Annotated in this window: 14 protein-coding genes; 3 read left to right on the top strand and 11 right to left on the bottom strand. The window is 43.6% G+C overall.

The window, feature by feature from the left end:
- Nucleotides 1–6: 6 nt before the first annotated feature.
- The 4 genes from QUB52_RS09135 to QUB52_RS09120 all read right to left on the bottom strand — a co-directional run bounded on the left by QUB52_RS09135 (nt 7) and on the right by QUB52_RS09120 (nt 6,466).
- Nucleotides 7–3,849, bottom strand: coding sequence for a PAS domain S-box protein (locus tag QUB52_RS09135; RefSeq protein ID WP_332972696.1), 3,843 nt, complete (start codon nt 3,847–3,849; stop codon nt 7–9).
- 196 nt (nt 3,850–4,045) lie between these two features.
- The gene (locus QUB52_RS09130; RefSeq protein WP_265234737.1) at nt 4,046–5,437 is read right to left on the bottom strand and encodes a malic enzyme-like NAD(P)-binding protein; all 1,392 of its coding nucleotides are present in this window, start codon (nt 5,435–5,437) and stop codon (nt 4,046–4,048) included.
- A gap of 233 nt (nt 5,438–5,670) precedes the next feature.
- Entirely contained in the window at nt 5,671–5,817 is a 147-nt protein-coding gene (locus QUB52_RS09125) for a hypothetical protein (protein ID WP_265234651.1), read from the bottom strand.
- A gap of 253 nt (nt 5,818–6,070) precedes the next feature.
- Nucleotides 6,071–6,466, bottom strand: coding sequence for a hypothetical protein (locus QUB52_RS09120; protein WP_265234653.1), 396 nt, complete (start codon nt 6,464–6,466; stop codon nt 6,071–6,073).
- A 291-nt stretch (nt 6,467–6,757) separates the two neighbouring features.
- Here QUB52_RS09120 and argS point away from each other — a divergent pair, with 291 nt between their 5' ends.
- The gene (gene argS, locus QUB52_RS09115; RefSeq protein ID WP_332972697.1) at nt 6,758–8,515 is read left to right on the top strand and encodes an arginine--tRNA ligase; all 1,758 of its coding nucleotides are present in this window, start codon (nt 6,758–6,760) and stop codon (nt 8,513–8,515) included.
- Between the two features lie 216 nt (nt 8,516–8,731).
- On the opposite strand, the gene QUB52_RS09110 is transcribed toward argS, so the two are convergent.
- From QUB52_RS09110 to QUB52_RS09095, 4 genes are all read right to left on the bottom strand, one after another.
- Complete coding sequence (locus tag QUB52_RS09110) at nt 8,732–9,145, bottom strand: hypothetical protein (RefSeq protein ID WP_332966498.1); 414 nt, start codon at nt 9,143–9,145, stop codon at nt 8,732–8,734.
- 17 nt (nt 9,146–9,162) lie between these two features.
- The gene (locus QUB52_RS09105) at nt 9,163–9,567 is read right to left on the bottom strand and encodes a type II toxin-antitoxin system RelE/ParE family toxin (RefSeq protein WP_332972698.1); all 405 of its coding nucleotides are present in this window, start codon (nt 9,565–9,567) and stop codon (nt 9,163–9,165) included.
- On the bottom strand, nt 9,557–9,775 hold the full coding sequence (locus QUB52_RS09100) for a hypothetical protein (protein WP_332972699.1): 219 nt from the start codon (nt 9,773–9,775) through the stop codon (nt 9,557–9,559). Before QUB52_RS09100 ends, QUB52_RS09105 begins: the two co-directional genes overlap by 11 nt.
- A 79-nt stretch (nt 9,776–9,854) precedes the next feature.
- Entirely contained in the window at nt 9,855–10,970 is a 1,116-nt protein-coding gene (locus QUB52_RS09095) for a hypothetical protein (protein WP_332972700.1), read from the bottom strand.
- 85 nt (nt 10,971–11,055) lie between these two features.
- Between QUB52_RS09095 and QUB52_RS09090 the strand changes: the two genes are divergently transcribed.
- A complete protein-coding gene (locus QUB52_RS09090) occupies nt 11,056–12,321 on the top strand; it encodes a hypothetical protein (protein ID WP_332972701.1) in 1,266 nt (421 codons plus the stop codon).
- A gap of 46 nt (nt 12,322–12,367) precedes the next feature.
- Here the strand turns inward: QUB52_RS09090 and QUB52_RS09085 are convergent, their stop codons facing one another.
- The 3 genes from QUB52_RS09085 to QUB52_RS09075 form a co-directional block, all read right to left on the bottom strand.
- Nucleotides 12,368–13,219, bottom strand: coding sequence for an ATP-grasp domain-containing protein (locus QUB52_RS09085; RefSeq protein WP_332972702.1), 852 nt, complete (start codon nt 13,217–13,219; stop codon nt 12,368–12,370).
- A gap of 81 nt (nt 13,220–13,300) precedes the next feature.
- Entirely contained in the window at nt 13,301–13,990 is a 690-nt protein-coding gene (locus tag QUB52_RS09080) for an ImmA/IrrE family metallo-endopeptidase (RefSeq protein WP_332972703.1), read from the bottom strand.
- A gap of 16 nt (nt 13,991–14,006) precedes the next feature.
- Nucleotides 14,007–14,330 carry a helix-turn-helix domain-containing protein gene (locus QUB52_RS09075; protein ID WP_172189318.1) on the bottom strand — a complete coding sequence of 108 codons (324 nt, stop codon included), beginning with the start codon at nt 14,328–14,330 and terminating at the stop codon, nt 14,007–14,009.
- A gap of 252 nt (nt 14,331–14,582) precedes the next feature.
- On the opposite strand from QUB52_RS09075, the gene QUB52_RS09070 reads away from it, so the two are divergent.
- On the top strand, nt 14,583–14,849 hold the full coding sequence (locus tag QUB52_RS09070; protein ID WP_265234661.1) for a hypothetical protein: 267 nt from the start codon (nt 14,583–14,585) through the stop codon (nt 14,847–14,849).
- Nucleotides 14,850–15,016 lie beyond the last annotated feature (167 nt).

Raw genomic sequence — 15,016 nt, 5'->3', positions numbered from 1 at the left:
TGGGTTTTAATTCGTTTTTTGCCGCAGCGGAATCTCGATCGCAAATTCCGAACCTTCTCCCAATACAGAATTGCAAGAAAGCTGGCCGCCATGTTTTTCTACGACAATAGAGTGCGAAATTGCCAATCCTAAGCCCGTGCCTTTGCCGACCGGTTTTGTGGTAAAAAATGGGTCAAACAAGCGCAGTTTCACGTCTTCGCTGATTCCGGGGCCGCTGTCAGTTATACGCATCGCCACGCAGTTATTGTCGGTTACTTCGGTGCGAATCGTAATTGTGAGATTTTTGCCCGTGCGAGAGAACTTATCAATTTCCATTTCCACAGCGTCGATCGCATTAGTCAACAAATTCATAAATACTTGATTTAACTGACCGGGATAACATTCTACTAAAGGCAATTTACCGTATTCTTTGATAAGATTAATAGGCGGGCGATCTGGTTTATTTTTCAGGCGGTTTTGCAAAATCATCAGCGTGCTTTCGATGCCTTCGTGAATGTCAACTTGTTTCATTTCGGCTTCGTCAAGTCTTGAGAAAGTCCGCAGGCTCAAAACAATGTCGCGGATGCGATCGGCTCCGACTTTCATAGATGTGACAATTTTTGGTAAATCTTCAATAATATAATCAATTTCCAAGTCTTCTCTGGCATCTAAAATTGCTGCGGTAGGCTGCGGGTATTCACGCTGGTAAAATTGCAGCATTTTTCGTAATTTTTGAGTGTATTCGCTAACGTAGCTGAGATTACCGTAGATAAAGTTAACTGGGTTGTTGATTTCGTGGGCGACACCTGCTACTAATTGTCCCAAACTTGACATTTTTTCACTTTGAATTAATTGAGTTTGCGTGCGTTGTAGTTGGTGCAAAGTTTGTTCTAGCTGTTGGGTTTGAGCTTGGGCTAATTGGGCGGTTGTGCGGCTTTGGGTGTACAATTCGGCGTGCTCGATCGCGATCGCAATTTGAGCAATTACTGCTTGCATCAGCTCGACTTCCGAATCGCTCCAATGGCGCGCGGACAGAGCCTGATAGCAGCTAATCGTGCCTATATCGCCGGAAGTAGTATGAACCGGCAGCGACAGCACTGAGTTAATTTTAAATGCTTGGAAAATTGCGCGCACTTCTACATCTTCAAAAAAGCTAACATCATCAACTCGCATAATTTGTCGGCCCAAAATCTGCTGCACTGCGGCACTAGATTGGTCATCTACAGCATAAGTACCAAGCAAACTAGGCAAATTTGCATTCTTTGCTTCGCAAACTATTTCCCACATTGGAGGATTGCTGTTGGGGCGATACCAAATGAAGATGCACCAATCTAGCTGCATCAGATTGCGAATTTCTTGAACGGCGGTTGCTAAAATTGTGTCTAAATCTAAAGAATTGCGGATTTGGTTGGCAATTTGATTCAGCAGTTGTTCTCGCTGAGCTTGCTGTCTCAGTGCTTGTTCCGATCGCACTAATGTTTCTTCGGCAAGTTTGCGATCGGTTAAATCTTGGACGACTGCTTGGATAATTTTTTCATTTCCAACTTCGATGACTGTCAGCACGACTTCTGCGGGAAAATCCGTACCGTCTAAGCGCTGGTGAACCCACTCAAAACGGTGGTTTCCCCGCTCAAAGGCGATCGCCATCATTTCGTCGGCTATGCTCAAAGAATCTCTGCCATTGGGTTGGAAAAAAGGCGACAGTTGGCCTGGTTTTTTGCTGTACAACTGTTGCGGGGCGGTGCAGCCAAATAGTTTTAGGGTGGCTGTGTTGGCATCTGCGATGCGACTGTCATATAACATAAAAACAGGCAAACTGGTTAATTCGTAGAGCGATCGAAATTTGGCTTCCGACTGTTGCAATGCCGCTTCTGTTTGTTTGCGATCGGTAATGTCGGCAACCATTGCCAAAGCGCCGACATAGCGCCCTTCTTTGTCTGACAAGGAATTAGTAGAAACCATCGCCCACAAGTCGCTGCCGTCTCGACGAAGGAACTTAAAATCGTGCTTTTCGCTAATTCCTTCACGGCGGCGGTTGAGATTGGCTTCGGCGATCGCCACGCCTTCTGCATCCATGAAAGCAAATAGCGACTGCCCGATCATTTCGTTGGCGGTACAGGCGAGCATATCGACCATTTTTTGGTTGACAAAAGTAGTTTTACCCTCCGCATCGATCGTCCAAATTCCTTCATCTGCTGTCTCGACAATGCACCTGTATTTTTCCTCGCTTTCCCGGAGGGCTTCTTCTGCTAAGTGACGCTCCGTAATGTTTTGAGCCATTAACAATCCGCCGCTGATTTCTTGCCGCTTGTTTCTGACTGGCAAAGTGTAACCGAGGTAAATGCGATCGCCGTAAGTAAATTCTGAAACAACGGTTTCTCCTGCGAGCGCCGCCCGATAATTCGGCTCGAAGATACTGCAAAAATCCGGCTCGAATACTTCCCAGATTGTCTTGCCTTCCATCAACTCTTTAGAAAGCCCCATTGCTGCTAATTCTGTACCTTCTACCAGGGTGTAGCGCATTTCTTTGTCAAACAGCATCACTGCACCGTTAGGAAAGTTGCTTGCCATAGTGCGGTAAAGCTGTTCGCTTTTTTCCAGTGCTACTTCAGCTTGTTTGCGATCGCTAATGTCAACTACAACTGCACCGATGCCGATCGCCTCACCGTCTTTGTCGAGCAGAGGAAAATAAGAGCCTGTAATATCTCGAACAACCCCAGGCTGCTTTGGACTTTCACCGCTCATATCTATGTTAATTAGGGGCTCTTTCGTTCTCAAAATTTGTTCGTACAAAGGCTCTACCATTGGAGCCAAATTCTGCAATATTTCGCTTACAGTCTTGCCAATATGTTCTGCTGGGTTCAGGCAATTTATTTCTGCTAGGTATGGATTAATTTGCACGTACCGCAATTGGGAGTCCAAAATGCAAAGTCCCACCGGCGCATCATTGAAAAAAGCATCAAAACGATCTTGTCTCTGTGCTAATTCTTGTTCTAAAACTTTGCAATCGCTAATATCCCTGATGCAGCCCACACTCCCAAAGACTTCGCCACCAACATCTTTAACCAGAGAAATTGATAAGTGCGAGTAGAAGTCTTCTCCAGACTTGCGCTGCATAGTAATTTCTAGTTCACACTCGCCTGTTTTTTCTAGCGGTTTTGTCACCAATTCTAATACTAATTCCCGCTGTTTCGGCGGATATATTAGACTAACATCTTGACCAACAACTTCACTTGTTTCGTAGCCGTAAAGCCTTTGAGCCTCTTTATTCCAACTGGTGATTGAGCCGTTCGTATCCGTGCAAATTACGGCTTCGCGAATTTGATCTAAAATCTGATTTTGCAGCTCCAGTTTCGATTTTGCTTGTTCCAGTTCGGCGATTTTTTGTTGGAGTAGTTCCTGAGTTTTTGTCAGTTCGGCAGTCTGGTTTGCCAGCAATTTTTCTAGATGTGAATTGCAGTGCGGTGGCGCTGATTCCCGTGGCTGACTGTTTTCATCCCGATGATTTAAAATCTTTTCAGCACTCAGCCAAATCACGCATTCTCCATCAGTTGCAATTGCCCGCTCGGAAACTCGCACGGATACGAAATGGTTATTTTTATGTTTGTATGCTGCTTCGCACGGGCTAGTACAGCTATTTTTTGCTGGAATTTCTAAATATTTTTCTCTACCAACGCAATCTGTTTGCAGAATTTCCCAGTAATTGAGGTTGAGAGTTTCTGCAACTGTGTAACCGATAATACTTGCAAAAGCTGGATTGATGTCTAGAAAACTCCCGTCTGTCCGGCACAATGCCAGCCCTAGCGGGCACAGTTGTAACAATTTGCGGTGGGAGCGATCGCGCTTGGCTTTTCCTAACTGGCTTTGCATCTGACATAGCTGGACTTGGGTTATTTAATTATATCTTTTTATCTTGTTTATTGCTGTAACTTTTATAACTCAGTAAGGAAGTTCGGCAACGAGGCCGAACTTCCTTCTATCCCGTACATTGTTCGTTGGCCGAACATCTCTCTATCCGTTACATCCGTTAAATCTGTGATAGAATCCGTTGCTGAACTTCCTGCAATTAATCGCGAGCGATCCCTTCGGAGCGGGCGGCCAACTGCACTGCACCGGCGACGGCAATGGCAACTCTTTCGTCAAAAACAGACGGTATAATGTGCTCTTTGTCAAGCTGAGAAGAGCTGACTAAAGAGGCGATCGCATAAGCTGCACCCAAATACATACTTGTGGTAATCGTGCGAGCTTTGCAGTCCAAAGCACCTCGAAATATCCCCGGAAATGCCAAAACATTGTTAATTTGATTGGGGTAGTCGCTGCGTCCAGTGGCAATGATCGCCGCATCCTCCATAATTAATTCTGGCTGAATTTCGGGAATGGGATTTGCCATTGCAAAAACAATGGGATTCTGGGCCATCGATCGCACCATAGAGCGAGTGACCACCCCGGGCGCACTGACACCTAAAAATACATCTGCACCGGCCATTGCATCTTCCAAAGTACCGCCCGAAGCCACAGCAAATTCTAGTTTTTCTGGGTTCATATCCGTGCGATCTTTGCAGAGAACGCCTTTGGAGTCGCAAATGATGATGTTTTCGGCACCTGCTTTCCGCAACAAACGGGCGATCGCGATTCCGGCCGCACCAGCTCCGTTAATTACGATACACACTTCTGCGATCGTTTTTTTGACGATTTTTAAGGCATTAATTAATGCTGCCAAACTAACAATCGCCGTGCCATGTTGATCGTCATGAAAAATTGGAATATCTAAGGTTGCCCGCAATCTGGCTTCGATTTCAAAGCAACGGGGAGAAGAAATATCTTCCAGGTTAACGCCACCAAAAACCGGGGCGATATTCTGCACGGTGCGAATAATTTCCTCGGTATCTTGCGTGTCCAAACAGATAGGAAAGGCATCAATTCCGGCAAATTCTTTAAATAGCATGGCTTTGCCTTCCATGACTGGCAGTGCGGCGGCTGGGCCGAGGTTTCCTAGTCCCAAAACTGCGCTACCGTCGGTAACAATCGCCACAGTATTTTGTTTGATTGTCAGGTTGTAAACTTGTTGGGGGTCATTGGCGATCGCAGTACAGATGCGGGCGACTCCTGGGGTGTATGCCATTGCCAAATCAGATTGGCGTTTGAGGGAAATTTTGCTAATTACGCTGATTTTTCCACCACGGTGCAAGTCGAAAGTGCGATCGTACACATCGATCACTTTGATATCCGGTAGCGCTTTCACTGCTTGGACGATTTCTTCGTTGTGTTCAATGCTGTAAGCATCGACGGTGATATCGCGAATGGTAGTGGCGCGGCTTTGCTCGATTAAGTCGATTTGGCCGAAGTTGCCGCCCACAGATGCGATCGCGCTGGTGACGCTAGCCAGCATTCCCGGCTGGTTCGGCAGAGCAACACGAATCGTTAAACTAAAGCTGGGGTTCGGTGTCAGTTTTACCATAATGGCTTGATTGTAGATTTGAGAATTGCAATCTTTGATTTTATCGCCAATATTAGACATAAAATTTAATAATTAAAATTTTCAACTGAAATTTTTAACAAATTCTATCAACTGGTGATGCGATCGCACTATATTTCCCCGTAGGGTGCGTCAGTTTCAATATGTTTGAATTGGAGCGAAACTTGGGACTGACGAACCCTACTAACTATTAACTTTTAAATCCGTTACATCCGTTACAAAATCCGTTGCCGAACTTCCCTTTTTCTGCTTCCCTCTTCCTTGACTTTTAAATCCGTTACATCCGTTACAAAATCCGTTGCCGAACTTCCCTCTTTCTTCTTCCTTCTTCCTTCTTCCTTCTTCCTTCTGTCAACTGTCAACTGTCAGTAGATGCAACACTGTTTGATCCAGCAGGTAAAAATTAGATCGACTGACAAGCGGGCATTTCTTATGTATTATGCTTGTTTGTTAAAATTTGCCTTCAATAGCGAATGCAACCGGGCAAACGATCGAACTACCTGCACGCTTTGCTGGAGAATTCCAGCGACTGTTACTAATAAGGAATTTACCCCGCGCCAGTAAAAACAGAGGTTTAGCGCAGCACAGCGAGTTGCTGGTTGCTAACTGTCAATTTTAGCGATCGGTCGCAGCATCCGCACACATAATTGTAAAGAATTTGCAAGCGATACAATCGGGGGGAACTTTTTCTGAGTTTGGGAGATCTACAGGTTGTTCGTCTTCGCTGCCGGCGGGAAAGATGCACAGGCCCACTTGTTTGACTCCAGCCATGAGTTCGACAACTCGATCTAAAATGCTGTCGATTCTTTCAATTAGTTCATCTGCTACATCTAGACTCGGCGCGATGATGAAAAAGGTTTTGACTCCTTCGGGACAAGGGGCGAAGCCGAGGGTGCACTCTTCTAATAGTGCTTGAGTCGAGAGACTCAGAGGCTCATCGAAGCGAGCGATTACTGCTCGATCAAAGGCTTGTGTCAGGGAACGATCGCCAAAAACAGGTTGAGATAACATAACTACTTCCTTTCGTAGAATTTTTGGAGCATTGAAAAAATATTAACATACCTTAATGTAACTGATTTAACTAAATTGTATGGCGATCGCGATCATGACTAGATGTGATATTTTTTGATGTGTAGAGCGATCGGCATTGTGATAATCTGTAATCTCAGATACAAAACCCTGTGATTTAGATCAGGATGGAAAATATTTTCGAGGGGGTAATCCCCGGAGAAGTACAGCTAAAAGTTGCGATCGACCTCAACCTCTAGCGTTTAAAATAAATATCCAATCAAAATATTAAAGATGAACTCGATCGCCCAACAGTTAAAAACCAGATTTGAAAAAGCCTTCACCTCCGCATTCGGCGAGAGTTATGCCGATACGGATCTGATGCTAGCCCCTGCGGGAAATCCCAAGTTTGGGGACTTTCAGTGCAATGCAGCGATGAGTTTGGGCAAAAAGTTAGGTAAGCCACCGCGGGCGATCGCCTCTACAATCATCGAAAACCTCGACATCGCCGACATCTGCGAAACCCCAGAAATCGCCGGGCCCGGTTTTATCAACTTAAAGCTCAAACCGGCGTATTTGGAAGCGCAAATAAGTGAGATCGCCGCCGACACCCGTTTGGGGATTGAACCGGTGAAAACGCCTCAGAGAGTGGCGATCGACTTTTCGAGCCCGAATATCGCCAAAGAAATGCACGTCGGACATTTGCGATCGACAATCATCGGAGATGCGATCGCCCGCATCCTCGAATTCCAAGGGCACGACGTACTCAGAATCAACCACATCGGCGACTGGGGCACCCAATTCGGAATGCTGATCGCATATTTGCGCGAAGTTTACCCCGAAGCCCTCACCACCGCAGACGCCCTAGACTTAGGAGATTTAGTCGCATTTTACCGCCAAGCCAAACAGCGCTTTGACACAGACGAAACCTTCAAAGAAACCGCCCGCCAAGAAGTAGTAAAACTGCAAGCAGGCGCAGAAGACACCCGCCGCGCCTGGAAACTGCTGTGCGATCAATCCCGCCGCGAATTCCAAGTAATCTACGACTTACTAGACATCAAACTAACCGAACGCGGCGAATCATTTTACAATCCATTATTACCCGCAGTAATCGCAGACTTAAAGAAGTTAGGTTTGCTAGTAGAAAGCGACGGCGCGAAATGCGTATTTGTAGAAGGTTTCACCAACAAAGAAGGCGAACCATTACCGCTCATCGTGCAGAAAACGGACGGCGGCTACAACTACGCCACAACAGATTTAGCAGCCATCCGCTACCGCATCCAAAACGACAATGCAAAACGCATAATTTACGTCACAGATTCAGGACAAGCCAACCATTTCGCCCAAGTATTTGCAGTAGCCAGAAAAGCCGGTTGGATTCCCGAAGATGTCGAAATTGTCCACGTTCCCTTCGGTTTGGTATGCGGAGAAGATGGCAAAAGATTAAAAACCCGTTCAGGAGAAGCTGTGCGCTTGCAGGATTTGCTAGACGAAGCAATTGTCCGCACCCGCCAAGATTTAGAAAACAGATTAAAAGCAGAGGAAAGACACGAAACAGAAGAATTTATTGCCAGCGTCTCTCAAACAGTTGGCTTAAGTGCCGTCAAGTATGCCGATTTAAGTCAAAACCGCGCCAGCAACTATGTATTTAGCTACGACAAAATGCTCGCATTGCAAGGAAATACCGCACCTTATATGCTGTATGCCTATGTGCGCGTGCAGGGAATTCGCCGCAAAGGTGAGATTAATTTTGATAACTTAGATGCTAGTGCAAAAGTAATTTTGCAGTCAGATGCCGAGTTAGTATTGGCAAAGCATTTATTGCAGTTCAATGAAGTTATAAATGCTGTTGGCGGCGACTTGTTACCGAATCGAATTTGTCAGTATTTGTTTGAATTGAGTCAAAAGTTCAATCAATTTTTTGAACAGTGTCCGGTTTTGAAAGCTGAGGAACCGTTGCGGACTTCGCGGCTAATTTTGTGCGATTTGACGGCGAGGACTCTGAAATTAGGCTTAGATTTGTTGGGGATTCAGGTATTGGAGAGAATGTAATAAATTGTACTGCATTTAATATTTGTAGGGTGTGTCGCCATAAAAAATTCCTAAAGTGAATCGACAATCTCATGGCGACGCACCTTACACTTCGGGTCAAGAAAACAAGCAAAAACAATGTTAACTGGTAACGAGTAACTTTTTCAAGAGTACAGATGTTCGCGTAGGGAAACGGCAGTGCCGTGTCCTCTATTTCGTGCCAAAGAAACGCAGATTTCATAACTCATTCAGTTTCATTTCCTGTGCCTTTCCTTCAGCAATTTCTTGTTTTGCGCGTTTGGCAGCAGCCACAAGTTGCTGTTGCGTTTTCTCGAAAGATTCGTCCCATTGAAGCTCATCTTTTAATTCTGCGATATACTCTTTCAAGTATGCTGCTACTTGCTGCTGTAAAGTTTCTGGCAGAGAGTGCATCATCTCGATCGCTGCATCAATGCCTTCCCACAGTTCAGAAAGCGGTACAGTTTCTCCTGTCATTGCTTCGTGCCACCCTTGACGAAAACAGTCTTCGGCTGACTTCAGCGGTTCCTCATCAGCAAGAACAATAACGCGGACTCTGTGTCCAGAAAATTTGGCTGCTTGGGCTAGAATTTCTTCCCACGTTCCCTCTACTTCTAGCAGTTGTGTTGTCATTTTTGTGATTTTAATTTTTAACCGTCAGGGCGATCGCTATCTTCTTCATCTTGTATTTCTTTAGGAATAGTGGCATCATTCAACTGACTAATAATTTGTAAAATTTGCTCTACAGAAATATCCACTTGTTCTGATTTTGCATAAATACTCATCAAGAAGATTGCTGTAGGCATCTGAACGTAATATATTAGTCGATAGCCAGCACTTTTACCCTTTTTGATATCGCTGTTTTTGACTCGCATCTTAAACACAATATCATTAATTCCCGGTATTCGATTTCCCGGCAATTCTCCCGCTTGAAGTTGTTCAACAATCGGCTGAACGTCAGAGCGAATGTGGCGGTACTTTTTGGACAGTGCGCGTAAATTGCGCTTAAATTCATCGGCAAAGTACACCTTAATTGAAGGAGAATCACTCTGCATCAATGCCTTCCCACAGTTCCGATACAGGTCTGGTTTTTCCGGTTTTTATTTCCAGCCATGCTTGCCGAAAACTTTCTTCTGGAGATGGGAGTGCTTCTTCATCTTCGTTAGCAAGAACGACGATGCGGACTCTGCGTCCAGTGAATTTTGCCGATTGGGCGAGAATTTCTTCCCACGTTCCCTCTAGTTCTAGTAGTTGTGTTGTCATTTTTTTCATGGAATTGTGACTAAGTTTATTTTAGCGTGTGAAGAAGTGCGATCTAGTACAATAACAGTAGCTTAAGGAATTATGGAGAAGAATTTAGAATTATTTTAATACCTTTTTCCAGCCTCTGAATTTCTGTCCATTGCGAATCAATCCAGGCTCTTTCAGCCTGACGTTGTGCAGGTGTTTCTTGCTGAAATCGCTCTTGCTTTTCCAGAAAATTATTGTAAAACATCATGGCTTCGACCAAAGCTTGATTTCCTAGCTTCAATCTGTCATCAAAGATTGAATTGATGAAATTATTGATCGCATTTGAAACCTGCTTTTCAAAATTTACAACCTCTTCCCAAAAAAGATCACATAAACGGTATTTGGATAAATTATCCAGAGCCGGACTAAGTGCATACCTCAGTGATTCGGTATTCTCAGGCAAGTAAACTGTCGGCTGCTCAAATTTATTTGTTAGGGACTTGCGTAAAAATAAAATCCCAGCCATGCAATTGTATTGTCGAAGGAGTAGCCAAATGATTGGTATGGTATTAAACTGCAAGCCCCTTATCGGACTAAAAGTTAAATTCATCTGATGATTCCACACAGCTTTTGTCTGCTTATCTAAAATTCCGACACACTGCGTAATCACTTTTAAGTTGATCGTGCTAAGGTCTTGATAAACCAGCTCCAGGCTGTGCTTAATAATTTGCTCTACTTCCCTACAAACAAGATTGATAACGATAGGAATATCTTTAATAAAATCATTTTTTTCTTTCCAGCCAATTCCTTTTTTTTGTTTTTGTACTGCATCAATAAACCACTTTTTTTTCACGCTATCATCAAATATTTGATGCCAATAATCTTGAGATTTAGTGATGACCGAACTTTTACATAGCTGACCGAGTTCATTAATTCTAAAATGACAGCCACTCAGTTCCCCAAGCTGTTGCCATATTTCCTGTTTTGAAGCTAGGGTAATCCCAAGTTTGCAAGTCCAAACGTCTTCAGCACGATCTATCTCGTTCCGGCATTCTTGCACAACTTTCTTAAGTCTGGTAGCTGATTCCCTCAATTCGTCAAAGCCAGGCTGGACTGACTTAATCATGGTTGTAGCAGATTCCTTAATCTCTAAGGATTTATCATCATCCACCGCGACGATAGCCGCATATTGGGCGATGTTCTGAAATGCTGTCATGAATTCGTTCATCTAAGTAATTCCACTCTAGACTGAAAAAGTTAACCATAATCATATATTATAATATATAACACTAATCGCTATTCAGGTAAAAAATATGTTTTTTGTGTTTCCTCCTCACATACAGGCTGGTATCATCTCCGGCACTTATGAAGTCGTGAAGAATAGTGCAGGATTATTATTGGGAATAGCTAGAGACAAGGCAACAGGTCGCTTTGTAGGTTCGGCAATTGGTATGGTTGCCGAGCCGTTGTTCGCTATTCCAGATTTTGTATTAGGTGTAGCGCAAATGGTTCAAACCGATCTGGGTTTTAAAGAAACTTACAGAAGACTAGATGTGATTGAGTATGGCTTAAAATCTCTTTCGGCTAATGTGGGCATTCTGTCAGCATCTACTGCCGTCATTGGTGTCGGCGTGGTGGCCATAGCTGCACTGTCAGCCGTTAACCTTCATCAAACCTTGAAAATGAGGGAAGATATTAAGGAATTGAAGCTAACAGTTACACATGGCTTTATTGATATAGCGGCACTGCTGAAAGACGAGAAAGCAGAAGTTATTGCTGAAATCAAACTGTTAGCTGAAAGCATTAATTTTGAGCAACATCGTTTAATCTTAAGTCGAGCTTATCAGAAATTCGCTCAAGCACAGAGACTAATTCAAAATGCTTTATTAATGGAAGATAAACATACCCGAAATTCTACCTTAACAAGCGCACAAAACATTTTAGCCAATGCTTTAGCTGACTATAATAATCCTGACTTATTTAAGGCCACTTGTGCAGTTGGCTATCTTCGTAGAGTTGAATGCGCTTGGGCAATTGAGCAGACAATTTCATTAACTTATCAATTGCTGAACGAGCCTGCATCTGTAAGTAATTCCCTTTCCCACCTCCAAGAAAGAATACGCCAAGACATTTTCACCGTTATTGAGCGCTGCACAAAAGATGAAATTGATTTTATATTTCCAGAAATTACGCGGATTTACAATCAGGATTTAGCAGTTTTGAACTCTTGGCAAAATCAGGTAGATTGGATGCTAAGTTTATCGGCTGATGAGCGTAAACAATTGGCTAGTTTAAATATGGAAACGACATTAGTTTCAACCACTCAAGAAGAAGTTAGTATAGTGGCAGAACCAGAAGAAATAGCGCTCTACCAAAACTTGCAACAAAAATCCCACTTCAAATCGCTACTGGATCAATTACGATTTTTGATCAAACCTAGCTTGCGTGAAAAACACGAATCTTATATCAGTGAAAAAGCCCATACCTCTGGCTATAAAGCTTTAGCCCCCTCAAGTTGGCAAGAAGTCAATGATTTAACTGTTGCTAATCTTTACTGGTATTTTCAAGGAATGGAGTGAAGTTCAAAATATGTAGGTTGGGTTAAGGTTCTCGTTACTCAACTCTTCATTTCAAATAAGGCGTTTTGTTAACAACCAAGCTATCCAGAATACCTTTAAACATTGTTACGACAATTTGGCGATCGTTATCTCTGATAAATATATCGTAGTTGGGAGTTGAGTTAATTTCAATTAACCAATATGCTCCCTTTTTATCGAGTGCTATGTCCAACCCAGCATAATTAATCGCCATTTCTGCAAAAACAGGTTTAACAAAATCTTCAATCTCAGACATAATATTTGGGTTAATGATATGTTTGGCTTTTGCACCTTCCCAGTGCAGCGGGCTTAAATTCCCCGCAAATTTAGCCTCAGATTTATCTTTCTCGTACAGCAAAACTAGCTTTTCTTTGCAGAATACAGCCCGATATTCGTGAGCAATTTCGATATATTCTTGAGCTAGGGCCACATAGTCATAATCTTTGCTGTTGACGTTAAATATAATTTCTAGGGCTTCTTTAATTTGCTCTCTAGTTTTACACAAAAAAACATTGTTGCCACCAGCACCGCGATTTCTTTTGAGAATCACCGGGAAAGCGAATTTTTTGTTTACTTCTAAAACTATTGATTCAATATCTGGGAAACTCAAATACTTTTTATACTTCTCCTCGCAGTGAGGCGAGACAAAACCGAAAGTTCTGGGAGTATTTATTTTGCCGTTTAATAGTTGATAGGTATATTCTTTGTCTTTAAAAATCTCTGCTAGTGAGGCGCTGTTAAATGGCGTCATGTAATTGACAAAATAATATTCTTCGCCGCCCTGTTTGATTCTAATCAAGTTTTGGGAATGATGCAGGATTTCGTAAGGGATATTTAATTCCTCACAAGCTGCCAGCAGGATTTCAATATTGGTTAGCATAAAATGTAACTTAATTAGAAAGTAATTTTAACAATTTGAGAAGCGCGATCGCACTTCTCAAACCTCAAATCCAATCAACTTCTACCCGAACAACCGCTGCTGACCGTTTGCGGCATCTTTCCCGGCATAAATCTCGCGCGTTCCCTTGGGAATATAAATCCAGTCGAACTCTTGCAAGCGGTTTGTCAAATTGGAAATGCTCACTCCCAATTCATCTCTCATTTTGTATAAATGCGACCATTTTGTTAAATCGCGTCCCTGTCTTTTATCTTCCAAAACTCCTCTGGGCATTAACAAACAGCTTGCAAAATATTGGGCTTGCCATTCGATCGACGCAATTTTGGTATTTGCGATCGCACCCCGACACACAAAAGGTTCTTCGACATCAGATGCTGTTTTTTCTCGATCGCCCAAGTTGAGTTCCAACTGTTCCACAGTGCCGTCTGCTTCATCTTGATTGACGTGGAGCACCCAGTGGCCGATTTCGTGGGCGATCGTCGATTCGATGAACCCCGGCGGTTTTTCGAGAATCAATTCGTTGATTTCGATTAACCGCTGCTGGGGTAAAATCCTGGCGGCGATCGCACCTTCTTCATCCGGCTCAATGTAGTCCCAAACTACGCCCAAGTCCAGAAAATCAGCAACAGTTGTCGCTTCAAAAGGCCATTTCGGAGCAAACTTTTGCGTTTTCTGCATCTGCATCAGGATGTCATTTGCCAAACGCTCGATCGATTCTTTGGGATAGAAGCAATACGGTTTAAAAATACTCACGCTTCAGGGGCCTCTCTTACGCTTCAAAAGATTGTTTGAGCCAATCTGGATTTTCTTGCATCCGGCGGAAAAGAGCCTGCATTTCCTTCGGATTCTGCTTCAGCAGCGCTTCGTACTGCTGAGGCAGTCTACCGGCAAGAAAAATCAATTCCTCTTCGTTGATGTCGAGATTCCGCGCCAATGCTCGAATTACGTCTTCTTTTGGCGCATAATCGGCGCGATCGTTCTCCAACTTCGACAAATAAGTAAAATCCACACTTAGCATAGCAGCAAGCTCACGTTGTGAGTAAGCCTTATCCTTGCGAGCTTGACGGATCAGTCTTCCAAATGTTTGTTCCACGGTTTTTCGCCTCCTGACAAGCATTCTAGCCTGTTTTGATGAAAACTTCAACAAAATACTTGACGGGAAAATCAACATACGTTACCATAAATTTAGTTGACGCTTTAGTCAACCTATGTGACCACACTGCTGTGGTTGAAAGTGGAAATCAGCTAAAAAACACGTACATATAGTGTAGTTAAGTTGAGAGGAGCGATCGCCACCCGGCATCTAAACCCTTGTACGCAGCCAATAAGGAGGAACAGATAGCAAATGCTGAGAACCTGGACAGACACGCATTACAAGCTCGAAGACGATGATTGGCTATACATCGCCACCCACGAAGAACAAAGCTCAGCCTCACTGGTTTGTCCGGGCTACGCGCGGGATGGCGAAGGCTTTAGCATCCACTTCACCCCAGCGCACTTAGAAACCTTAGAGCATTTGCTCACCGCATTGCGGATTATTCAAGCTCAACAAGAGGCGATGCTTGAGTATACCTATCCAGAACCAAAAGCGACTACACATCTTATTAGGTAATCGGATGGGGAGATGGGGAGAGGGGGAGATGGGGAGATGGGGAGATGGGGAGATGGGGAGATGGGGAGATGGGGAGAATTAGCCAATTACCAATTACTAATTCCCAATTACCAATTACCGATTACCAATTGTCTGTAAATCAATAAATAACTAAGGAAAAACTAACC

The sequence above is a fragment of the Microcoleus sp. A6-C6 genome (assembly GCF_036705955.1).
GTDB lineage: Bacteria > Cyanobacteriota > Cyanobacteriia > Cyanobacteriales > Microcoleaceae > Microcoleus.
The sequence above is the reverse complement of the archived record's forward strand: the minus strand, read 5'-3'. Positions and strand labels throughout refer to the sequence as shown.